Origin of the sequence: Alcanivorax sp., from assembly GCF_019431375.1 — a bacterium.
GTDB classification, from domain to species: Bacteria; Pseudomonadota; Gammaproteobacteria; order Pseudomonadales; family Alcanivoracaceae; genus Alcanivorax; species Alcanivorax jadensis_A.
In genome coordinates, this window is record NZ_CP080267.1 from 1577950 (window position 1) to 1598247 (window position 20298).

Below are 20298 nucleotides of genomic sequence, written 5' to 3' on the forward strand. Positions count from 1 at the left end.
CGTCATCCTGCCTTCGGCAGGAACCAGGCTGGAGCGATAAGCCAGCCCTGGAGCCTCTCCCCCTCTCCCTTCCAGGGAGAGGGGCCCTCCCGCAAGGCCCTGGCATTACTATTTTCAGAGATGATCCAGCCAGGTCACTATGCTCTGCACAACCGCTTCAGGTTTGCGCGCCCAGCGGAAGTGGTCCGCCTGGTCGCCCAGCACCTGGGCATTGAAGACGCGATGTTCCACCTCGGCCTGAATGAATTTGTCACTGACCGCGTGCACCGATTCCCGGGGCGCGAAGGCATCATCCTGCATGCGCAGGCACAACACCGGACCGGTGTAGGCGGCGATGCCACTATCCAGATCCTCGCTCAGGCCACTGGCCTGATAACGGTTGGTCTTGGCCACGGCCAGCCAGTCTGTCATCAGGGTACGGGCTTCCCGACCGCCGAAGCCCAGCTGTTTGCCGGGGTAATAGCCCAGCAACGCACAGGCCGGGGGAATCAGCTTGCAGAGCAATTTTAGCTGTCGCGCGATTTTGCCGCTGAAGCCGCCTACCCAGGGGCTGCCGCAAGCCGCCAGGATCACCCCGTCCACCTGCGTCGGATACAACCCCGCCGCCATGGCGGCGTAATGCCCGCCCAGGGAATGCCCCATCAGGTAAACCGGCTGGGTTGGCGCGATTGTCTTCAGCCATTCCAGTGTGGCGGGAATTTCATCCACCAGCGGTTCGCGAAAACCCCAGTCACAACGGCGTGATGCCCGCCAGGCGCTGTCACCATGGCCACGCTGCTCCAGCAAAGCCACATTGATGCCCTTCTCCTGCAAGGCCACGGCCAGCGGCTGATAGAACCGCGCCCCCATACCCAGCGCCGCCATCATCACCACCGTGGCCGAGGGAGACTCGGCGGCAAACCATTGCAGGGGAAGCGAATAACCCGCACCGGCGGAAAGGGAGACGGATTCAGCCGCCTTCATTGCTGGCCTCCTGGCGACGGGGACGGCGCACCAGTTCCCCCTGGCAATTGGGGCAACGGCTGCCATGGACAGTGCAGCAATCCACGCAGTAAGTGCATTCGTAGGAACAGATGTACGCTTCTGCCCGGGCCGGCAAGGGCCGCTGGCAGGTCTCGCACTGTGTTTTCATTTTCAGCATGGAGTGTCCTTGCAGGCTGTTGAAGAGCCCGTTGCATGTTCAGCGTGAAACGGGCTCCTCAACACGCAGCTAGTGGGCCTTCACTTTCTGTTTGCCGCAGCGTTCGCAGCGGTACACCGTCACCAGCTTTCCCTGCTTCACATCGAACTGCTTGTCCTTGCACACCACCCATTTATGAAAGCCATGCTGGCACATGCCTTTGCGCGGGGTTTTCTTTTCCGGTTTCTTGAACGGCAGAATATCGCCCATGACCACAGTACATCGTCGCAATGATCCACCGAGGATAGCGTAATTTTTCGTTCCACGCGTCAACAGCCCATGGCGAGAGATGTCTCTTCCTTGGCAAAGAAGCCGGAGCCCTTGCCTGGCCCCGGCAACGGCTCAGGCCAGTTGTTGACGTTGCAGCCCGCGCCACTGGCACAGCGCACAGAACGCCACCAGCAAGGCCACATCCAGCAGCAACACCTGCCCCCAGACGGACAGCCAGGGAGCCGCCACGATCATGACCACCGGCGTGGCCAGCACCCAGGCGACATCCGCCGTGGTAATCATTTTCGCCAACAGCTGGGAGATTGGATTGCGGGTGGCCACCCAGGCCACATCGACGGCAAACAGCATCAGGCCAGCGCCCAGCACCATCAGGATCAGCGGGTTGAAATCACCCATCAGGGCTGCCACCGCGCTGGGGAACAGCAACAGCAGCCCTCCACAGACAGCAGAAAAGACGGCATTGAACAGCAGGGCAGTTTTGAGAGACGTCCAGGGCATGATGCACCTCCGGGTTGGTTAGGATAGATTCAGGTCAGAGTCCGCTGATCAGGGAAGAGGAACAATTACCTCAAAGGTAATGGTGAAGCCTGCCACCCTCTTTCATGCTTACCCGAAACTCGGACAACCCCGCTCCAGGAGAGCCCATGCAAACCGGACAGATACTCGCTGAACTCCGCAAGACACGGCGCCTGAGCCAGCTGGATCTGGCCCTGCGTGCGGACGTCTCCAGCCGCCATCTGAGTTTTATCGAAACCGGCCGTAGTCAGGCCAGCTCGCAGATGCTCAAACGTCTGGCCATGGAGCTGGAGTTGAGCTGCCGGGACACCAATCGGCTGCTGCTGTCCGCCGGTTATGCCCCGGCCTTCAGCGAAACCGATCTGGACAGCGAATCCATGGCTCCGGTGCGCCAGGCGCTGGAGGTCATGCTGGTCAATCACAACCCTTTCCCTGCCGTGGTGCTGGATGCCCACTGGAATGTGTTGATGGCCAATCAGGCCCAGCAACAGCTGATGGCCATGATGATGCAGGAGCGTGGTCCCTTCCCGCAGACTGCCAATGTGGTGGAGCTGGTGTTTCACCCCCAGGGTTACCGGCCGTTCCTGGTCAACTGGGAAGAAGTGGCGAGCTTTCTGTTGCGACGTCTCCATCGGGACCATCAGGCTCGCCCGGATCCGGGCCTTGCCCGCCTGCTGGAACGCCTGGGTGAACTGGCGGATGTGGATTCCCTGCTCCACAAGGTGCCGCCGGGGGACCACAGCGAGCCCATGCTGGCCCTGGAGATCGCCCTGGCCGGCCAGCGCCTGCGCAGTTTCTCCACCCTCGCCAGCTTCGGCACGGCCCTGGATGTGGTGATGGAAGAGCTACGTATCGAGCACTTTTTCCCCGCCGATGACGCCACCCGCCGCTGGTTTCGCAAGCAGATTCAATAACCCCATCGAAGGGGCAGGCGCAAACCCGTATAATTCGCCCCCCGAGAATCAACCGGCAGTGATAATGACTGATTTTACCCCCGGCCAGCGCTGGCTGAGCGAATCCGAAACCGAACTGGGCCTCGGCATCATCAAGGAATTGGATTACCGACTGGTCACCGTGGGCTACCCGGCGGTAGAAGAGGAACGCACCTACGCCATCAACAATGCGCCCCTGTCGCGGGTCATCTTCAGCACCGGCGACACCATCCGCACCGCCGACGAGCTGGAGCTGGTGGTGACCGAGGTCAACGAGCTCAACGGCCTCAAGGTCTACATGGCCCACCCGCTGGGCCAGCCGGAAGATATACAGCCGGTGCCGGAAACCCATCTGGGCCACAAACTGCGCCTGACCACGGCCATGGACCGGCTGCTGTCCAACCAGCTGTCCTCCAACCGCTGGTTTGAACTGCGCGTGGATGCGCTGAACGCTCACTGCCAGCAACAGCAGTCCACCATCAAGGGGCTGCGTGGCCCGCGCATGGACCTGATTGGCCACCAGCTTTACATCGCCGACCAAGTGGCCAATCGCTTTGCCCCCCGTGTTCTATTGGCCGACGAAGTGGGCCTGGGCAAGACCATCGAAGCCGGCCTGATTCTCCACCAGCAATTACTCAGTGGCCGCGCCAAGCGAGTGCTGGTGGTGGTGCCCTCGCCGCTGGTGCACCAGTGGTTTGTGGAAATGGTGCGCCGTTTCAACCTGCACTTTTCCATTTTCGATGCGGAGCGGCTTAATGCCTTGCAGCCGCAAACCAGCATCAAGGACATGCTGGCGCAGATTATTGAAGAGGAAAAAGCGTCCGCGGAAAGCGGAAACGACGAAGCAGCCGCCGATACGCAAGAGCAAACCTGGGACAACCCCTTCCTCAGTGAACAGCTGATCCTTTGCAGCACCGATTTTCTCGCCGAGTGCGATATCGACCAGCTGGCGGCTGCCGACTGGGATCTGCTGGTGGTAGATGAAGCCCACCATCTGGAATGGGCGCCGGATGCTCCTAGCGACGACTACCAGCGGGTGGAGACCATTGCCCGCCAGGCCCGTGGCCTGCTGCTGCTCACCGCTACTCCAGAACAGCTCGGCCTGGAAAGCCACTATGCGCGCCTGCGCCTGCTGGACCCGGATCGCTACCCGAGCCTGGACGCCTTCCGCGAGGAACAGTCTCACTACCAGGAAATCGCCAGCCTGGCCGGCAAGCTCCATGACGAAACCGATTGGTCTGCGGACCTGAAAGCCGAAGCTGCCCGCCTGCTGCCGGACATGACCATCAGCGAAGACCAGCGCGAGGCCATCCTGGCCGAACTGCTGGACCGCTCCGGCCCAGGCCGGGTTATGTTCCGTAACACCCGCCACAATATTGCCGGCTTCCCGGCTCGCCACGTGCATGGTATTCCGCTGCCACTGCCGGAGGAGTACCACTACGACAGCGACGAAGAGCGGGAAGGCCACCTGCACCCGGAAACCCTGTTCCACGATGACCGCTGGTGCACCCTGGACCCACGGGTGAACTGGCTGGAACAGTTCTTCAAGCAGCACCGCAAGGAAAAGGTGCTGGTGATCTGCGCCAACCGCCATACTGCCACCGATCTGCATGCCCACTGTAACTACAAGCTGGGCATGAACGTGGCCATGTTCCATGAGGATATGGACCTGATCGAGCGGGACCGGGCTGCCGCCTTCTTCGCCGATGATGTGGATGGCGCCCAGGCACTGATCTGTTCGGAGATCGGCTCCGAAGGCCGTAATTTCCAGTTTGCCCATCATCTGGTGCTGCTGGACCTGCCGCTGAACCCCGACCTGCTGGAACAGCGCATCGGTCGCCTGGACCGTATCGGCCAGACCGAGGACATCCAGATCCATGTGCCCTACTTCGAGGCCCACGCCCAGGAAGTCCTGTTCCGCTGGTACCACGAAGGCATGAATGCCTTTGAGCACACCAACCCGGCTGGCCACGACATCTACCTGCGCAGCCGCGATGCCCTGGAACCGCTGCTGTGCGGCGACCCGGAATACACCGCCATTGATGCCCTGGTTGCGGAAACCCGTACCATTGCCGATGAGCTGCATACCCTGATGGAAACCGGTCGTGACCGGCTGCTGGAGCTGAGCTCCTTCGACAGCGAGCGGGCAGAACAGCTGAAACAGGCCCTCGCCGACAGCGACAAGGACAGCCCCCTGCCCTTCATGCAGCGGGTGTTCGATCGCTACGGCGTGGATCAGGAAGACCACTCCGATACCGCGGTGATCCTTAAGCCCGGCCCGCACATGCGCGATGCCTTCCCGGGTCTGCCGGAGGAAGGCGTGACCATGACTGACGACCGGGCCACCGCCCTGGCCCGGGATGACATGCAGTTCCTCACCTGGGAACACCCCATGGTCACCGGCAGCCTGGAAATGCTGCTCACCGAACACCGCGGCAAGGCCGCCGTGAGCCTGCTGAAAAACCCCAAGATCAATGCCGGCACCATGCTGATCGAGGCCATCTACACCATCGACGCAGTGGCGCCCAAGTACCTGCAGGCGGACCGCTTCCTGCCTACCACGGTGATCCGTCATCTGTTGGATGCCAACGGCAAGAACATCAGCCAGGCGATCAGCCACGAGGGCCTGAGCCAGCAATGCCACAAGATGGACAAGCCGCTGAGCCGCAAGATCGTTGGGAGCCAGAAACCGCTGCTGGACAAACTGCTCAAGGCTGATGAAGCCCGCGCCGCCGAAGAAGCCCGTGGCACCATCGACCAGGCACTGGAAAAAATGCGCCAGGAACAGGGCCATGAAATCGCTCGACTGAAGGCGCTACAAGCCAAGAATCCGGCGGTGCGCGACGAGGAAATCCAGGCCCTGGAAGCCCAGACTGAAGCCTTGGAAAAAGTGCTCGGCGAAGCCCGCTGCCAGCTGGAAGCGGTGCGCGTGATTGTGGCCGGCGGTGCATAAAGGACGCCATCACAAACCTGGCCGTTGGAGCCTTGCTCGCAAGGCGAAGGGCCAAAAGGTCCAGCCCTGCCCCCATGACCCCTCTCGCCTTGCCGGCGAGGGAAACGACAAGGACAAAGCATGAGCGAACTGTTGAAGTGTGTGGAAATCGAGCCGGCAGGTGACGCCACGGCTACCGTGATCTGGCTGCATGGCCTGGGCGCCAGCGGCCATGATTTCGAGCCCATCGTACCCGAGCTGCAATTGCCTGCCGGGCTGGATGTGCGCTTTGTGTTCCCCCATGCACCCGAGATTCCCGTCACCGTCAACGGTGGCATGGTGATGCCTGCCTGGTACGACATTCTCGCCATGGATATCGACCGCAAGGTGGACGAGGCCGGGGTGCTGGCATCTGCGGATGCCGTGGATGCCCTGATCGAACGGGAGATTCAGCGTGGTATTCCCGCCCACCGGATCGTCATCGCCGGCTTCTCCCAGGGTGGCGCCGTGGCCTATCAGGCCGCGCTGCGATACCCGCAACAGCTGGCCGGGCTGCTGACCCTGTCTACCTATATGGCCATGCCGGTCACCCCCTCTACCGCCAATGCATCCCTGCCGGTATTGGTCTGCCACGGCAGCCAGGATCCCATGGTGCCGGAAGTTCTCGGCCGCCGGGCAGTAGACACCCTGACCAGCCTGGGTTACGCACCGGAGTACCTCACCTACCCCATGGAGCATATGGTCTGCCTGGAGCAGATTCGGGATATTGGGCAATGGCTGAGCAAGGTGCTTCAGGCCTGATCCTCACCACTGCAGGATCGTCACCCCCGTAGTCGCCTTGCGAGCAAGGCGACTACGGGGGTGACGATCCTGCAGTAAAACGATACGCCTACCGTTCGCCCCCCCTCCCCAAAAGTGCGTTTTCTTGCACCTCTCCTTTCACTACAGCCATAACTCGCAGACGCCCCGTGTTACGACGTTTTACGCTTCAAACAACGCCTGTCACAGTAAAAAGCCGCATGTTGTTGTCTGATAGAAAGAAGCCTGTCGTATAAGTGAGGAATTGTGATGAAAATAACGACACTACCCAAGCTGTTACTGCTGGGCACCGCACTGAGCTTGCCCCTCGCCAGCCTTGCGCAACCACCCGCCTGGGCCGGCAAGGGGAAAGGCCCGGCGGGGCAGCAACAGGAAAACCACGAGCGGGAATACCGCCGTGATGACCGCCACCGGGATTACCGCGACTATCGCTATAGCGACCGTGAACGTGACGCTCTGCGCCGCCATCTGAGCAACAGGGATTACCAGTCCCTGCCGCCAGGTCTGCAAAAGAAAGTGGCCCGCGGCGGCCAGCTTCCTCCGGGCTGGCAGAAGAAACTCCAGGTTGGCCGCACGCTACCCGACAACCTCTACTACCAAGGACAGCGCCTGCCGGTGTACGACGATATCCGCCGTATTGATGGGGTCACCGATGTGGTCATCGACAATGAGGTGGTGAGAATCATGGATGCCACCCAGACCATCATTGATGTGTTCGGGATTCGTTGAGCTGCAAGAGACAAGTTTCAAGTCGCAACGTGAAAGAAAGCCTGTGCCTTTCCAAGGCTTGGGCCCAGCGCCGAGACCGGAAACGCGGGCACGGCTTCTGATGTTGGCGCTGCATCGACCGCACCTTGTCGCTTGAAGCTTGCAACTTGAAACTCAAAAAAAAGCCGCGCCCCTTTCGGAGCACGGCTTTTTTATTGCCTTCAGCGTGTAGCGTGCTGCGGGCTGCTTACAACCAGTAAACGGTCACAAACAGGAACAGCCATACCACGTCCACGAAGTGCCAGTACCAGGCACCCGCTTCCCAGGCAAAGCAGTTATCCGGGCTGAAGTGACCCTTGATCACGCGGATCAGGGTGATCAACAGGAAGATGGTACCGATGGTCACGTGGGCACCGTGGAAGCCGGTGAGCAGGAAGAACAGGCTGCCGTAGATACCCGCATCCAAGGTCAGACCCATGTCGTAGGCGTGCACATATTCCAGACCCTGCAGGCCCAGGAAGATAGCACCCAGCACCACGGTGATGGCCTGGAAAATGATCAGCTTGCCGCGCTGGTTTTCCAGCAGGGCATGGTGAGCAATGGTCAGGGTGATGGAGCTGACCAGCAGGATGGCGGTGTTGATGGCCGGCAGACCCCAGGCGCCCATGGGCGTGGTGGTGGTGCCGTCAGGGGTGACAGTCAGCGGCCACATGGCCTGGAAACCCGGCCACAGCAGCTCGTGGGTCATGGCGTTGGAGCCTTCCCCGGACAGCCACGGGATAATCAACCAGCGGGTGTAGAACATGGCGCCGAAGAAGGCGGCAAAGAACATCACCTCGGAAAAAATGAACCACAGCATGCCCTGACGGTAGGAACCGCCCAGCTGATTGCTGTGCAGACCGCCCACGGATTCCTTGATGGTATCGCGCCACCAGGCGGCAATCACCAGCAGCAACCATGTCAGGCCAATGAAGAACAGCGGCTTGCCGAAGAAATTCGGCTCCATGGTATCCATGGTGCTCTGCTGGATGAACTTGGCACCGCCAATGGCGGTCATGAACAGGCCAATGGACGCGGTTAGCGGCCAGGGGCTGCTCTCGGGAACGTAATACTTGTCAGTAGCCATTCGAAAATCTCCTCTACAACCGGCTGTTATCAGTTCACAGCCACGCTGTTGTTTTTACCGGCGACCCGCTCTGTCACATCGAAGATCGTATAGGACAGAGTGAATTGGTTTATGTGACGCGGAATTTCCGGGTCCAGATAGAAAATCATCGGCATGTCCTTGCGCTCTCCGGCGGCCAGGGTCTGCTGGTCGAAGCAGAAGCACTGGGTCTTGTGCAGGTAGCGCGCAGCTTCCCCCGGCGTTACGGAGGGGATGCTCTGGGTAATCATGTCCGTTGAGCCCGGGTTGGTGGCGTAAAAATGTACCAGGGTAATCTCCCCCGGATGCACCTTGACCCGCTTGGTCTCAGAGGTGAATTCACCGCTGATACCGTCGCCTTTCTGGGTAATGAATTCCACTGTCACGGTACGATCCGCCACCACTTGTTCGGGAGCTTCGGTGGCGGCCGTACTGGATGTCTTGCCGTTGAGACCGGTGATGTCACAGATAACGTTATAGAACGGCACCATGAGGAAGGCGAAGCCAAACATGGCCACTGCCCAGATCAACAGCTTCTTCAGCGTACGCTTGTTGCGTTCTTCCACGCTGAGCTGTTTTTCGCTCATGGTGCCGCTCCTGTCCGTTATCGGGACTTACTTGACCACCGGCGGGGTGTCGTAGGTGTGGAACGGCGCCGGAGACGGCACTTCCCATTCCAGACCTTCGGCCCCATCCCACGGCTTGGCCGCTGCTTTTTCGCCTTTCTTCATGGCGCACAGCACAGCCACCGCCAGGAACAACAGCTGGGACAGACCGAACCAGAAGCCACCAATGGAAATCCAGAAGTTGTAGTCCGCAAACTGCAGCGCGTAGTCAGCGTAACGACGCGGCATGCCGGCCAGACCCACGAAGTGCATGGGGAAGAACAGCAGGTTGGCGGAAATCAGGGAGTTCCAGAAGTGCAGCTCACCCAGGGTCTTGTTGGGCATCACGCCGGACCACTTCGGCAGCCAGTAGTAGGCAGCAGCGAAGATGGAGAAGATGGCGCCGGTCACCAGCACGTAGTGGAAGTGAGCCACAACGAAGTAGGTGTCATGGTACTGGAAGTCCACCGGAGTGATCGCCAGCATCAGGCCGGACAGACCGCCACAGGTAAACAGCACCACGAAGGCGATGGCCCACTTCATCGGCAGCTCGAAGCTCATGGAGCCGCGCCACATGGTGGCCACCCAGTTGAACACCTTCACACCCGTGGGTACGGAGATCAGCATGGTCATGTACATGAAGAACAGGGTGCCGGCCAGCGGCATGCCCACGGTGAACATGTGGTGAGCCCATACCACGAAGGACAGCAACGCAATGGACGCGGTGGCGTACACCATGGAGGCGTAACCGAACAGCGGCTTGCGGGCAAAGGCCGGGATGATCGCTGACACGATACCGAAGCTCGGCAGGATCATGATGTACACCTCGGGATGCCCGAAGAACCAGAACACGTGCTGGAACAGTACCGGGTCACCGCCGCCGGCAGCATCAAAGAAGCTGGTGCCGAAGTGACGGTCAGTGAGCATCATGGTAACCGCACCGGCCAGTACCGGGATGACCGCGATCAGCAGGAAGGCGGTGATCAGCCAGGTCCAGACGAACAGCGGCATCTTCATCAGGGTCATGCCCGGGGCACGCATGTTGAAGACGGTAACGACCACGTTGATGGCACCCATAATGGAAGAGATACCCATCATGTGAACGGACAGGATGAACAGGTCCGTGGAATCCGGGCCATATTTGGTGGACAGCGGTGCGTAGAAGGTCCAGCCGAAGTTCGGCGCGCTGGGGTTGCCATCGCCGAACGCACTCATGATCACGGAACCGATCAGGATCGCGAAGGCGAAGGGCAGGATCCAGAAGGACCAGTTATTCATCCGCGGCAGCGCCATATCCGGCGCGCCGATCATCAGCGGAATCATCCAGTTGGCCAGGCCAACCGTGGCGGGCATCACCGCACCAAACACCATGACCAGACCGTGCACGGTGGTCATCTGGTTGAAGAATTCCGGATCGACAAACTGCATGCCGGGCTCAAGCAGCTCGGCACGGATCACCATGGCCATGAAGCCGCCAGCGAGGAACATGGCAAAGCTGAACCACAGGTACAGAGTACCGATATCTTTGTGGTTGGTGCTGAACAGCCAACGTTTCAGGCCGGTCGGGGCGTGGTGATGATCGTGGTGATCATCATGGGTTGCAGCTGCAGTAGACATTGCTATCCCCTCCCTTATTCGTGGTCGTTAACGTCGGCGGGCTGGATCAGATCGCCGGTGTCGTTGCCGAAAGCGTTACGCTCGTAGGTGACCACCGCCGCAATCTGGCGCGGGGTCAACTGAGCCTTGAATGCGGGCATGGCAGCACGGCCATTAACCAGCACATCGATATGTTCGTTCAGGTGCTCCGGCTTGGTTGCGAAGTCGGTACCTGCAAACGGCAGACCAATGCCGCCCTCGCCATTGGCACCGTGACACAGTGCACAGGCGCTGGCATAAACCTGCTTGCCTTCGTCCATGGCCTGATCCAGGCCGGTGAACGGCGTCAGATCCGGGCCGGAAGCCGCTTTTTCTTTCTCTTCAGCGATCCAGGTCTTGAACTCGTCCTGGCTAACCACTTCCACCGCGATCGGCATGAAGGCATGGTTCTTGCCGCACAGTTCAGCACACTGACCGTAGTAGGTGCCTTCCTTGCCTTCCGGCACTTTCGCCCACATTTCATTGACGAAGCCAGGGATAGCGTCTTTCTTGCCACCGAAATCCGGGATCCAGAAAGAGTGGATCACGTCATCAGAGGTCACCAGGAAGCGGACTTTCTGACCTGACGGGATGACCAGCTTGTTATCCACTTCCAGCTGGTAATTGTGGTCTTTTTCGGGAGCTTCTTTGCCAACCAGCTCTTTCGCGGTGCCATAGGGGAACAGACCGCCGGCCAGAACCGGGTTGTTGTACTGCTCCGGCGGCGTGGCCAGGTTGGAGAAGAAAGAGACACCGATGTCGTTGTCATCTTCGTAGGTCAGGTACTCGTAGCTCCACTTCCAGCGGTAGCCGGTAACCTTGACCGTCAGCTCGGACTCGGCGCTGTCATCGATCTGAACCAGAACGCGGGTGGCGGGCACCGCCATGGCGATCAGAATCACGAAGGGGATCACAGTCCAGAGGACTTCCAGGAAGACATTTTCGTGGAAGGTGGCCGGATTGGGGTTCTTGGCGCGGCGGTGGCGGATCATGGAGTACACGATCAAGCCGAACACCAGCAGACCGATGACGGTCACAATCCAGAGCACGGTGGTGTGAAGATCTTGAATATCCTGACTAACCTGGGTCACCCCTGGTCGCAGGTCGAGTTCGGAACGTTCGGTCCAGTCGCTGGCGAAGGTCATACCACTGATCATCAGTGACGTCAGACCAACCGCCGCGCGGTGGAACAGAGTTGACTGCATGCGTTTGCTCCCTGTTTTCCCCAGCATGGCCTCGTAGGGCACGCTTGTTCTTTGCCGTCACCGGCACCTGGAAAGCGAAGTTTCAGGATGATGCCGTGGAGCCGCAGCCAACGCCTTGTCCCGCAGACCTCAGCGACCAAGGGGGCGGCCACCAATAGGGATCGTACGGGTGGCAAAATCCAATAAAATCAAATGGCTAGAAATCAGCACCGTCGATTTCACCAGATTGCCACAGGTGCGGCAAATTGCCCCACTGCATATATGGGCGCCAACTCTAGTCATTCGCATCCGCAAAGTCCAGCCGAAAGGTAGGGTTTATCAAGCCTTTCAGGCAGATACGAGCCCTCCTCATCGTGCTAGACTCCGCTCCCCTTTACCACACACAGCTTGTATCACATCCATGTCAAAACGACGTCAAATCTACCGGGTGATATTCCACAATCAGGGGCATGTGTACGAGATCTATGCCTCGCAGATATACCAAAGCGACTTGTACGGGTTTGTCGAGGTCGAGGAGTTTCTGTTCGGGGAAAGGGCCAGCCTGGTGGTAGACCCGGGGGAGGAAAAGCTGAAGCGGGAATTCAACGACGTGATGCGTTCCTTTATTCCCCTGCATGCGGTCATCCGCATCGACGAGGTGGAAAAGGAAGGGGTCGGCAAGATCATGGAATCCAGCGGCGGCAACATTACCGCCTTTCCCATGCCCCCCGGACCGGCACCAAAGAAGTAGCTCTGTGCTCTCCACAAACAACAGGCAAAAAAGAAGGGCGCCAGTCTCGCTGAACGCCCTGAGGGTTGCCTGATGTTACAAGAGGAGAAAACGTGTCTTGCTTAACTGATTTGTCCAGCGATGGCGAGAAAGGTTCCATCGCCGGATAAAAAAATGGCGGTCGGGCTCAAACCCGGGATTTCAACGAATCCCGCAGCGGCTCGCCAGTATTCAGCGCCACCTGCTCGGCGCGGGCCAGCAGCCGCACGAAAAGAACCACCATAACTCGGGTCATCCATTCCATAACGCAGCCTCCAGACAATTCGGGGGGAGAGGTGAAGCGCATCCTGCTCCCTGGCCATCCCTTCGCTGACCCTTCACCTCATGTTCAGCAGGTCAGAGGCCGGCAAGCGGCAGAAGTTCGTGGCTGGAGCACGCTTTTACCTGACTTTTACAAGCAACCCCCTCTATTTATAGAAGGGATTATTCGACCGGTGCGGTCTGTTCGATGGGCTGGCCGTAACGCTTGGTGGGATTCACATCATGGGGCTGAATCCAGCCCATCATCATGCTCAGCAGAATGAACAGGAAAATCACCGCCGAAAAGCCGACCCGCCAGGCCAGGGCACGCATGGTCTTGCCGGACTTGCCATCGTCCTTGACCAGGGAGAACAAGGCCCGCCCCAGCGAAACTACGGCCGCAATCAACAGCACGATGACAATCAGCTTCACCCACCACATACGCTTACTCCGTCTCAAGTGCCCCTGGTCTTGACCCGCGCTTGGCGGCAAGCAGGCTTTACTATGTACAATGTGCCGCCATTGTAATGGCCACCCCGGCCAGTGCACGCAATATTCTGGTTGCCGCCCACAACAGGGATGCTGCAACCGCGAGAGCAAAGATCATGTCAAACAACAAGGACCGGCGCCCGGTTCTGTCCTGGATCGCCTTTCTGGCCACCCTGGCGGTAGTCGCCATTTGCCTGCGGCTGAGCTGGTGGCAGCTGGAACGGGCAGAGGAAAAGCGGCTATGGCTGGCTACGCAGGAAGAAAAGGCCCGACAACCCGCTGCGGACCTCTCCGCCCTGCTGGCCGATCCTGCCCCCTTGCACCGCCAGGCAGCACTCTCAGGCCACCTGGATAACGGCCACAATGTGCTGCTGGATAACCGTATCCGTAACGGCGTGGCCGGCTACCACCTGCTGACACCGCTGCAAACCCTTGAAGGTCATTGGGTACTGATCAATCGGGGCTGGATGCCTCGTGGAGCTCGTCGGGAACAGTTGCCGGAGATCCCCACCATCAGCGGGATAATTAGCGTGGAAGGGACGGTGTACCGCCCCTCCCGGGAGACATTTGTGCTTCAGAACGCCCCATTGCCCGACAATCAGTGGCCATTGCGGGTACAGAAAGTGGATTTTGACGCCATTGGCGAAAGACTTGGGGTAGAATTGGCGCCCTTCGAAATCCGGGTGCGCCCGGATCTGGCTCTGGGCGGCCAACCTCCCTTGCCACGCCCCTGGCAGGACATCGCCCCGATGGGCCCGGACAAACACAAGGCTTATGCGTTGCAGTGGTTTGCACTGGCATTGGCCGCCCTGCTGATATATGTTGCCGCCGCCGTGCGCAACCGGCGCAGAACCCGAGAGGACACCTAATGTCTCCACGGACCAAAAATATTGCCACCCTGGCGGCGATCGTTGCTCCTTTTGTCCTGTTCTTTCTGGCGGGCCGCTTCCTGATCGATCCCTGGGAACTGCCCCGGGAAAACAAGGGCCAGCTGCTGATTCCCCATATCGACATGGCCACCCTGAAAGCCGTCGATGAAAACGGCGACGGCTATACTGGTGACGACATGGCCGGCCTGTGGACCCTCCTTTATGTGGCTGGCAGAGAGTGTAATACCCGCTGCAAAAACGGCCTGTATTACCAGATGCGCCAGGTACGCCAGACGCTCGGCGCAGACGTAGACCGGGTGCGAAGGGTAATCTTGCATACCGCTCCGGCGGGCGACGCCCTCAACGAATTCCTGAACAACAACGTGAAAGGCATGGTATCGATCTATGCCGAACCGCAAACCGTGAATAACGCCCTGGCGCCGGTGTATGAAAGCACCACCGGCGAACCGATTGGCGATATTTTCCTGGTCAGCCCGGACGGCCAGATCTTCATGCGTTATCCCACGCACGAGAACATGGATGCCACCCTGGAAGAGGCGGAAAACATCCGCGTCGATCTCAAACGCACCCTGAAAGGGTCTCTGATCGGTTAACGGAACGCTATCTATGCAAGCGCTTACTCCTTCACAAATCTGGCTGCGCCGACTCGCTTTACTGGCCGTCTTCATGGTGGCTGTAGTGATTATTCTGGGGGCCTGGACCCGCCTTTCCGACGCAGGCCTGGGTTGCCCCGACTGGCCCGGCTGCTATGGCCACCTGGACGTTCGCAAGGCCATCGATCATGTCAACACCACGAATGAGACCATGCCAGGCAGCCTGCGCGAAGCGCACAAGACCGTACCGGAAATGGTCCATCGCTATTTTGCCTCCACCCTGGGGCTGGTCATTCTGATCATTGCTGCCCTCTCCTTTATCAACCGCAAACAGGAAAAACAGCCCCTCAAGCTACCCCTGTTTCTGGTAGCGCTGGTGATTTTCCAGGGCATTCTTGGCAAATGGACGGTGACCATGGGCCTCCAGCCCACCATTGTCATGCTGCATCTGCTGGGCGGCTTTACCACCTTTACCTTGCTGGTGCTGCTCACCGCCCGCCTGTACCGCTGGCCCAGCTTTCTCAATGATTGCGACGTGCGCATGCTCAAGCCGATTGCCTCCATCACCCTGGTGGCGGTGATCCTGCAGATCGCCCTGGGCGGGTGGACCGCCAGCAACTATGCGGCGGTGGCCTGCACCGAACTGCCGGTGTGTGAAGAAGGCTGGCAGGATCGCCTGGATTTCGACGAGGCTTTTATTTTCTGGGGCCACGAGCACGACAAACCAGACTACGAATATGGCGTGCTGGATAACGACGCCCGCACCACTATCCATGTGATGCATCGCTTCGGAGCCCTGCTGGTGACACTGCTGGTACTGGCGCTGGTGGCCAAGATTCTGATTCGTGCACGCAGCGTATTCTTCCGCAATTTCGCCCTGGTGATCTTCGGTTTGCTGGTGGTGCAAATTGCTCTGGGCCTGAGTAATGTGATGTTTGCCGTGCCCCTCGACGTGGCCGTGGCCCATAATTTTGTGGCCGTACTGCTACTGGCCAGCCTGGTACTGTTTATCCGCGCCATCAATGTGAAATGTGGTCTGCGCCAACCGTCGCCGTCCACACTACCCAAAGCGCAAGGAGCGTGACCATGAGCCAAACCGCCACCTGGCGCGACTACCTGGCCCTGACCAAACCCGGGGTTGTCATGCTGCTGATGGTGACCGCCGTGGCCGGCATGTTTCTGGCCACCGAGCCCGCTGGCATGGTGCCCATGCACATCTTTATTCCCGCATTCCTGGGGCTGTCCCTGGCGATGATGTCGTCCGCGGCCATCAACCAGATCATGGACCAGAAAATCGATGCGATCATGAAGCGCACCGAGAAGCGCCCACTGGTGGCCGGCAAGCTGAGCCCCAAAGCCGCCATTGCCTTCGCCGTACTACTGGCGGCGGCCTCCATGATCATGCTGTATTTCCTGGTCAACCCGATCACCGCCTGGCTGACCCTGTTCGGCTTTGTCGGCTACGCTTTCATTTATACGCTCTATCTGAAACGGGCCACGCCGCAAAACATCGTGATTGGCGGTATCGCTGGCGCTATCCCGCCGTTGCTGGGCTGGGTCGCTGTCACCGGCGAGGTGCATCCCTACGCCTGGCTGCTGGTGCTGATCATCTTCGTCTGGACGCCGCCACACTTCTGGGCACTGGCCATTCACCGTCGTGATGAGTATGCCAAGGCAGATATCCCCATGCTGCCAGTGACCCACGGCATCCCGTTCACCCGGGAGTCAGTGCTGTATTACACCATCCTGTTGTTTATCTGCACCCTGCTACCCTACCTGACTGGCATGAGTGACCTGATTTACCTGCTCAGCGCCCTGATTCTGGGGCTGGTGTTTCTGTATCACGCGGTACGGCTGCGGTTTTCCACCGACCCCAAGCTGCCGATGAAAACCTTTGGCTATTCCATTACCTATCTGTTTGCGCTGTTTACCGCACTGCTGGTCGACCACTACCTGCCGGTGACACCGCAGACCGTGGCCGGTTGGCTGGGGGCGTAAAAAGACAAATTGATAATTGAGAGTGGATAATTGATAACTGGCGCGAGCCAGATTTTGAGATTCTCCAACGCAGGAGGCCGCGCTCAATGTCTGGGCGCGGCCTCTTTGCTTTCAGGCTCCTGAGCAGCCCATCCGCGCCGTTATCAATTCTCAACTATCCACTATCAATTGCCCCTCGCATCCCGCCCACCTGTTGGCGTTATACTGGCTGTATAACGATAAACCGGGAGGACATCATGACAACGCGCAGCATGGATGAGTGGCTGGACGCCTACGGTGAAAGCCACCAGAACCCCACCAACAAGAAAGTACACTTTGTCTGTGTACCGGTGATCTTCTTCAGCATCGTGGGTTTCCTGTGGGCCATTCCCGCCCCCTTCTTTGCCGGCTTCTGGGCCTTCCTCACCCTGATTGGCGTCACGCTCTACTACGCCCGTCTTTCCCGTCCCATTGCTCTGGGCATGCTGATTTTCAGTCTGGCCTGCCTGTTTGTCCTGTCATTGATAGCGGCTAGTGGTGCCAGCGTTTTCTGGGTATCCCTGGTTCTGTTTGTAGTCGCCTGGATCGGCCAGTTCTGGGGACACAAGGTGGAAGGCAAGAAACCCTCCTTCTTCGAGGACATCCAGTACCTGATGATCGGCCCGGCCTGGATCATGGGATTTCTGTATCGCAAATGGGGCATCAAATACTGAACCGCCCCGCAACAACACCCGCTGTAGGAACTCCGCTACGCTCCGTTCCTACAGCGGCTTCGTAGACCCTTCTTTCCCCTCTACGAGTTTTGCAGTAGTTTATAGCCACAATAAAATTGCATGGGGAAGGCTATCGTCATGGGGACTCTTATTTTTATCGGCGTTATCGTCGCCGTTATCATCTACATCATTGCCGTCTACAACCGCCTGATTGCCCTGAAGAACCGTTTCAAGAACGGCTTTGCGCAGATTGATGTGCAGCTGCAGCGCCGCCATGACCTGATCCCCAATCTGGTGGAAACCGCCAAGGCCTACATGAGCCACGAGAAGGACACCCTGACCCAGGTGATCGAGGCGCGTAACCAGGCGGTGAGCGCTAAAAAAGCGGCAGCGGAACATCCCGACGATGGTGGCGCGGTAAGCAACCTGGGCAAGGCAGAGTCCCTGCTATCCGGTTCTCTGGCCAACTTCTTTGCTCTCAGCGAAAACTACCCTGACCTGAAAGCGAACGACACCATGGCCCAGTTGATGGAAGAACTGAGCAGCACGGAAAACCGTATCGGCTTTGCCCGCCAGGCGTTCAATGATGCGGTGATGAACTACAACACCTACCGCGAACAGTTTCCGCAGAATTTCATTGGCGGCCTGTTCGGCAGTTTCAAGGAAGCCCAGCTGCTGAAAATCGAAACCGAGGAAGCCCGCCAGGCGGTGAAAGTCACCTTCTAAGTCGACGACCATGGATTTCTTTCAGCATCAGGAGCGGGCCCGCCGCAAGACCGGGCTACTGGTCCTGTATTTTTTTCTGGCCGTTGTTGCCATTCTGGTCTGTGTGAATCTGGCACTACTGCTGGCATTTGCCTGGATGGACGTGCAGCTTCCGCCCAGCCAGTGGCTCACGCACCCCATGACGCTGGGGATCAGCCTGTTCACCCTGCTGGTGATGCTGTGCGGCTGCCTGTTCAAGACCTGGCAATTACGCCGCGGCGGCAAAGGCCTGGCCGCCATGCTCGGCGCTCGCCCGATTGACCCGGACACCCGCCACAGCGACGAAAAAAAGCTGATCAATGTGGTGGAGGAAATGAGCATTGCCTCCGGCATCCCCGCCCCACAGCTTTATGTGCTGGACAAAGAAGAGGCCATTAACGCCTTTGTCGCCGGCTTTCGCCCGTCCGAAACCGTGCTGGTGGTGACCCACGGCACCCTGAAGAAACTCGACCGGGACGAACTGCAGGGCGTCATTGCCCACGAATTCAGCCATATCTTCAATGCCGACATGCGCCTGAACCTGCGCCTGATTGCCGTGCTGGCGGGTATTCTGGCATTGGGCAAGATCGGCGAATTCATGCTGCGCGGCTCCTCCCGGCGAAGCTCTTCCAATCGCAAGGGTAACAGCCTGGTGCTGGTCGGCCTGGCGCTGGTAGTGGTGGGTTATCTGGGGTTGTTCTTCGGACGACTGATCAAGGCAGCCATTTCCCGACAGCGAGAACTGCTGGCCGATGCCTCGGCGGTGCAGTTCACCCGTAACCCGGCCGGACTGGCCGGGGCCCTGATCAAGATCCGTAACGGCGATGGCTCCCATCTGGATTCCGTGCATGCCGAAGACATGAGCCACATGTGCTTCGGGGAAACCCTGGGCTTTCGCTTCCGCAACCTGCTCGCCACCCACCCGCCGCTGGACGAGCGCCTCGGCGCCCTGGGCAACGACTGGGTGGCCCGGGCCCGCACACGGGCGCGAAGTGCCGGTCAATCGGATGTGCTTCCCACGGCTTCCGTACCGGAAGGTGTGGCTGCGTTCAGTGGCGGCAGGGATGCCAGCAGCGGTGACTCGGCCGGCTCCAGCCCGACACCGTCAAGCCGGGTGGGTACAGTCAGTGAGGCGGATGTGGGCTATGCCCGCTCGCTGCTGGAAGCCATTCCCGCAGATCTGCACAAGCAGCTCCACAATCCCCGCCAGGCAGAACTGACTCTGTACGCCCTGATCCTGAGTAGCTCCGACAGCGACCCGCAAAGTCTGCTGCAGAGCGCCGGTATGAGTGAGCACCTGCACGCCCTGCTGCCACTAAGCCAACAATTATCCGACCTGGGCAGCCGCCTGCGTCTGCCTGTCATCGATCTGGCACTACCCACCCTGAAGGGACAACCTTCCGCCCAGCGCAAGGGGATTCTGGAACGACTGGCCCTGCTGACCCGGGCAGACCAGCGCACCACCCTGTTCGAGTGGGCACTGGTGGCCCTGGCCCGACAACAGCTCGACGACCACGCCAGGCGCAATCGCCATACCCGTTTCCACCGCTTCCGCGCAGTGGCCGGCGAGCTGCAACTGGCATTCTCGGTGATGACCTGGGCCAGCGGCGCTCGCGACGAGCAAGCCCGGGCTTTGTTCCGGCAAGCCAGTCATGGGCTGCTGCCCGAGGCCCGTACCTTGTTGCCACTGTCCCAGTGCAGCAGTCAGCGGCTGGGGCAAGCGCTGGACCGGCTTGCCGACCTCTCCCCCCTGCTCAAAGGCCCGGTAATCGACGGGCTGGCGGACTTGGTACTAACTGATGGCAAGGTACAGGTAAGCGAAGCCGAGATGCTGCGCGCCATGGCAGCCTTGATGGAGTGTCCGCTACCGCCGCTTTTTGCGGACAATCAAAGGCGATAAATGCGCACTTCAAAAAAATGAATATCGTTCATTTGTACGATATTTCCTACGCTCCTTGCAGCAAATCACCTCTGTG

The 20298-nt window shown here is 59.4% G+C and carries 21 protein-coding genes; 12 read left to right on the forward strand and 9 right to left on the reverse strand.

Annotated features, from left to right (window positions below; genetic code table 11):
- Nucleotides 1-114: 114 nt before the first annotated feature.
- The 4 genes from KZ772_RS07255 to KZ772_RS07270 all read right to left on the reverse strand — a co-directional run bounded on the left by KZ772_RS07255 (nucleotide 115) and on the right by KZ772_RS07270 (nucleotide 1909).
- Complete coding sequence (locus KZ772_RS07255) at nucleotides 115-963, reverse strand: alpha/beta fold hydrolase (protein WP_290539129.1); 849 nt, start codon at nucleotides 961-963, stop codon at nucleotides 115-117.
- A complete protein-coding gene (locus KZ772_RS07260; protein ID WP_290510023.1) occupies nucleotides 950-1141 on the reverse strand; it encodes a DUF1272 domain-containing protein in 192 nt (63 codons plus the stop codon). The genes KZ772_RS07255 and KZ772_RS07260 overlap by 14 nt, the downstream gene beginning before the upstream one ends.
- Before the next feature lie 69 nt (nucleotides 1142-1210).
- Nucleotides 1211-1390, reverse strand: a complete 180-nt coding sequence (locus KZ772_RS07265; RefSeq protein WP_063508469.1) for a hypothetical protein — start codon at nucleotides 1388-1390, stop codon at nucleotides 1211-1213.
- Between the two features lie 132 nt (nucleotides 1391-1522).
- Complete coding sequence (locus KZ772_RS07270) at nucleotides 1523-1909, reverse strand: hypothetical protein (protein WP_290539130.1); 387 nt, start codon at nucleotides 1907-1909, stop codon at nucleotides 1523-1525.
- 146 nt (nucleotides 1910-2055) lie between these two features.
- Between KZ772_RS07270 and KZ772_RS07275 the strand changes: the two genes are divergently transcribed.
- From KZ772_RS07275 to KZ772_RS07290, 4 genes are all read left to right on the forward strand, one after another.
- On the forward strand, nucleotides 2056-2841 hold the full coding sequence (locus tag KZ772_RS07275) for a helix-turn-helix transcriptional regulator (RefSeq protein ID WP_290539131.1): 786 nt from the start codon (nucleotides 2056-2058) through the stop codon (nucleotides 2839-2841).
- Between the two features lie 64 nt (nucleotides 2842-2905).
- Complete coding sequence (gene rapA / locus KZ772_RS07280; protein ID WP_290539132.1) at nucleotides 2906-5812, forward strand: RNA polymerase-associated protein RapA; 2907 nt, start codon at nucleotides 2906-2908, stop codon at nucleotides 5810-5812.
- A 120-nt stretch (nucleotides 5813-5932) separates the two neighbouring features.
- Complete coding sequence (locus KZ772_RS07285; protein ID WP_290539133.1) at nucleotides 5933-6592, forward strand: dienelactone hydrolase family protein; 660 nt, start codon at nucleotides 5933-5935, stop codon at nucleotides 6590-6592.
- A gap of 267 nt (nucleotides 6593-6859) precedes the next feature.
- Nucleotides 6860-7339: a hypothetical protein gene (locus tag KZ772_RS07290; RefSeq protein WP_290539134.1), complete on the forward strand. Its 480-nt coding sequence runs from the start codon at nucleotides 6860-6862 to the stop codon at nucleotides 7337-7339.
- Nucleotides 7340-7565: 226 nt separating this feature from the next.
- Here KZ772_RS07290 and KZ772_RS07295 read toward each other — a convergent pair whose 3' ends face one another.
- Genes KZ772_RS07295 through coxB form a run of 4 tightly spaced genes read right to left on the reverse strand, consistent with a single transcriptional unit; the run spans nucleotide 7566 to nucleotide 11907 of the window.
- Nucleotides 7566-8444 (reverse strand): cytochrome c oxidase subunit 3, encoded by an 879-nt coding sequence (locus KZ772_RS07295; protein ID WP_290539135.1) that lies wholly within the window; start codon nucleotides 8442-8444, stop codon nucleotides 7566-7568.
- A gap of 29 nt (nucleotides 8445-8473) precedes the next feature.
- A complete protein-coding gene (locus tag KZ772_RS07300) occupies nucleotides 8474-9049 on the reverse strand; it encodes a cytochrome c oxidase assembly protein (RefSeq protein ID WP_290539136.1) in 576 nt (191 codons plus the stop codon).
- Nucleotides 9050-9076: 27 nt separating this feature from the next.
- Complete coding sequence (ctaD, locus tag KZ772_RS07305; protein ID WP_290539137.1) at nucleotides 9077-10684, reverse strand: cytochrome c oxidase subunit I; 1608 nt, start codon at nucleotides 10682-10684, stop codon at nucleotides 9077-9079.
- 14 nt (nucleotides 10685-10698) lie between these two features.
- Nucleotides 10699-11907 (reverse strand): cytochrome c oxidase subunit II, encoded by a 1209-nt coding sequence (gene coxB / locus KZ772_RS07310; protein ID WP_290539138.1) that lies wholly within the window; start codon nucleotides 11905-11907, stop codon nucleotides 10699-10701.
- Nucleotides 11908-12307: 400 nt separating this feature from the next.
- Here coxB and KZ772_RS07315 point away from each other — a divergent pair, with 400 nt between their 5' ends.
- A complete protein-coding gene (locus KZ772_RS07315) occupies nucleotides 12308-12637 on the forward strand; it encodes a DUF1820 family protein (RefSeq protein ID WP_290539139.1) in 330 nt (109 codons plus the stop codon).
- A gap of 462 nt (nucleotides 12638-13099) precedes the next feature.
- Here the strand turns inward: KZ772_RS07315 and KZ772_RS07320 are convergent, their stop codons facing one another.
- Nucleotides 13100-13357, reverse strand: coding sequence for a twin transmembrane helix small protein (locus KZ772_RS07320; protein WP_290539140.1), 258 nt, complete (start codon nucleotides 13355-13357; stop codon nucleotides 13100-13102).
- A gap of 164 nt (nucleotides 13358-13521) precedes the next feature.
- Between KZ772_RS07320 and KZ772_RS07325 the strand changes: the two genes are divergently transcribed.
- The 7 genes from KZ772_RS07325 to KZ772_RS07355 all read left to right on the forward strand — a co-directional run bounded on the left by KZ772_RS07325 (nucleotide 13522) and on the right by KZ772_RS07355 (nucleotide 20222).
- Nucleotides 13522-14274, forward strand: coding sequence for an SURF1 family protein (locus KZ772_RS07325; protein WP_290539141.1), 753 nt, complete (start codon nucleotides 13522-13524; stop codon nucleotides 14272-14274).
- Nucleotides 14274-14888, forward strand: coding sequence for a hypothetical protein (locus KZ772_RS07330; RefSeq protein WP_290539142.1), 615 nt, complete (start codon nucleotides 14274-14276; stop codon nucleotides 14886-14888). The genes KZ772_RS07325 and KZ772_RS07330 overlap by 1 nt, the downstream gene beginning before the upstream one ends.
- Before the next feature lie 13 nt (nucleotides 14889-14901).
- Nucleotides 14902-15972: a COX15/CtaA family protein gene (locus tag KZ772_RS07335; protein WP_290539143.1), complete on the forward strand. Its 1071-nt coding sequence runs from the start codon at nucleotides 14902-14904 to the stop codon at nucleotides 15970-15972.
- A 2-nt stretch (nucleotides 15973-15974) separates the two neighbouring features.
- A complete protein-coding gene (gene cyoE, locus KZ772_RS07340) occupies nucleotides 15975-16886 on the forward strand; it encodes a heme o synthase (RefSeq protein WP_290539144.1) in 912 nt (303 codons plus the stop codon).
- A 236-nt stretch (nucleotides 16887-17122) separates the two neighbouring features.
- A complete protein-coding gene (locus KZ772_RS07345; RefSeq protein ID WP_290539145.1) occupies nucleotides 17123-17578 on the forward strand; it encodes an Mpo1-like protein in 456 nt (151 codons plus the stop codon).
- A 138-nt stretch (nucleotides 17579-17716) separates the two neighbouring features.
- Nucleotides 17717-18304 (forward strand): LemA family protein, encoded by a 588-nt coding sequence (locus KZ772_RS07350; RefSeq protein ID WP_290539146.1) that lies wholly within the window; start codon nucleotides 17717-17719, stop codon nucleotides 18302-18304.
- Between the two features lie 10 nt (nucleotides 18305-18314).
- The gene (locus KZ772_RS07355; RefSeq protein ID WP_290539147.1) at nucleotides 18315-20222 is read left to right on the forward strand and encodes a M48 family metallopeptidase; all 1908 of its coding nucleotides are present in this window, start codon (nucleotides 18315-18317) and stop codon (nucleotides 20220-20222) included.
- Nucleotides 20223-20298: the final 76 nt, after the last annotated feature.

Bases quoted from the DNA above. Each gene is read 5' to 3' on its own strand.
- KZ772_RS07255 (WP_290539129.1), bottom strand. From the start codon at position 963: ATGAAGGCGGCTGAATCCGTCTCCCTTTCCGCCGGTGCGGGTTATTCG.
- KZ772_RS07260 (WP_290510023.1), bottom strand. From the start codon at position 1,141: ATGCTGAAAATGAAAACACAGTGCGAGACCTGCCAGCGGCCCTTGCCG.
- KZ772_RS07265 (WP_063508469.1), bottom strand. From the start codon at position 1,390: ATGGGCGATATTCTGCCGTTCAAGAAACCGGAAAAGAAAACCCCGCGC.
- KZ772_RS07270 (WP_290539130.1), bottom strand. From the start codon at position 1,909: ATGCCCTGGACGTCTCTCAAAACTGCCCTGCTGTTCAATGCCGTCTTT.
- KZ772_RS07275 (WP_290539131.1), top strand. From the start codon at position 2,056: ATGCAAACCGGACAGATACTCGCTGAACTCCGCAAGACACGGCGCCTG.
- rapA (WP_290539132.1), top strand. From the start codon at position 2,906: ATGACTGATTTTACCCCCGGCCAGCGCTGGCTGAGCGAATCCGAAACC.
- KZ772_RS07285 (WP_290539133.1), top strand. From the start codon at position 5,933: ATGAGCGAACTGTTGAAGTGTGTGGAAATCGAGCCGGCAGGTGACGCC.
- KZ772_RS07290 (WP_290539134.1), top strand. From the start codon at position 6,860: ATGAAAATAACGACACTACCCAAGCTGTTACTGCTGGGCACCGCACTG.
- KZ772_RS07295 (WP_290539135.1), bottom strand. From the start codon at position 8,444: ATGGCTACTGACAAGTATTACGTTCCCGAGAGCAGCCCCTGGCCGCTA.
- KZ772_RS07300 (WP_290539136.1), bottom strand. From the start codon at position 9,049: ATGAGCGAAAAACAGCTCAGCGTGGAAGAACGCAACAAGCGTACGCTG.
- ctaD (WP_290539137.1), bottom strand. From the start codon at position 10,684: ATGTCTACTGCAGCTGCAACCCATGATGATCACCACGATCATCACCAC.
- coxB (WP_290539138.1), bottom strand. From the start codon at position 11,907: ATGCAGTCAACTCTGTTCCACCGCGCGGCGGTTGGTCTGACGTCACTG.
- KZ772_RS07315 (WP_290539139.1), top strand. From the start codon at position 12,308: ATGTCAAAACGACGTCAAATCTACCGGGTGATATTCCACAATCAGGGG.
- KZ772_RS07320 (WP_290539140.1), bottom strand. From the start codon at position 13,357: ATGTGGTGGGTGAAGCTGATTGTCATCGTGCTGTTGATTGCGGCCGTA.
- KZ772_RS07325 (WP_290539141.1), top strand. From the start codon at position 13,522: ATGTCAAACAACAAGGACCGGCGCCCGGTTCTGTCCTGGATCGCCTTT.
- KZ772_RS07330 (WP_290539142.1), top strand. From the start codon at position 14,274: ATGTCTCCACGGACCAAAAATATTGCCACCCTGGCGGCGATCGTTGCT.
- KZ772_RS07335 (WP_290539143.1), top strand. From the start codon at position 14,902: ATGCAAGCGCTTACTCCTTCACAAATCTGGCTGCGCCGACTCGCTTTA.
- cyoE (WP_290539144.1), top strand. From the start codon at position 15,975: ATGAGCCAAACCGCCACCTGGCGCGACTACCTGGCCCTGACCAAACCC.
- KZ772_RS07345 (WP_290539145.1), top strand. From the start codon at position 17,123: ATGACAACGCGCAGCATGGATGAGTGGCTGGACGCCTACGGTGAAAGC.
- KZ772_RS07350 (WP_290539146.1), top strand. From the start codon at position 17,717: ATGGGGACTCTTATTTTTATCGGCGTTATCGTCGCCGTTATCATCTAC.
- KZ772_RS07355 (WP_290539147.1), top strand. From the start codon at position 18,315: ATGGATTTCTTTCAGCATCAGGAGCGGGCCCGCCGCAAGACCGGGCTA.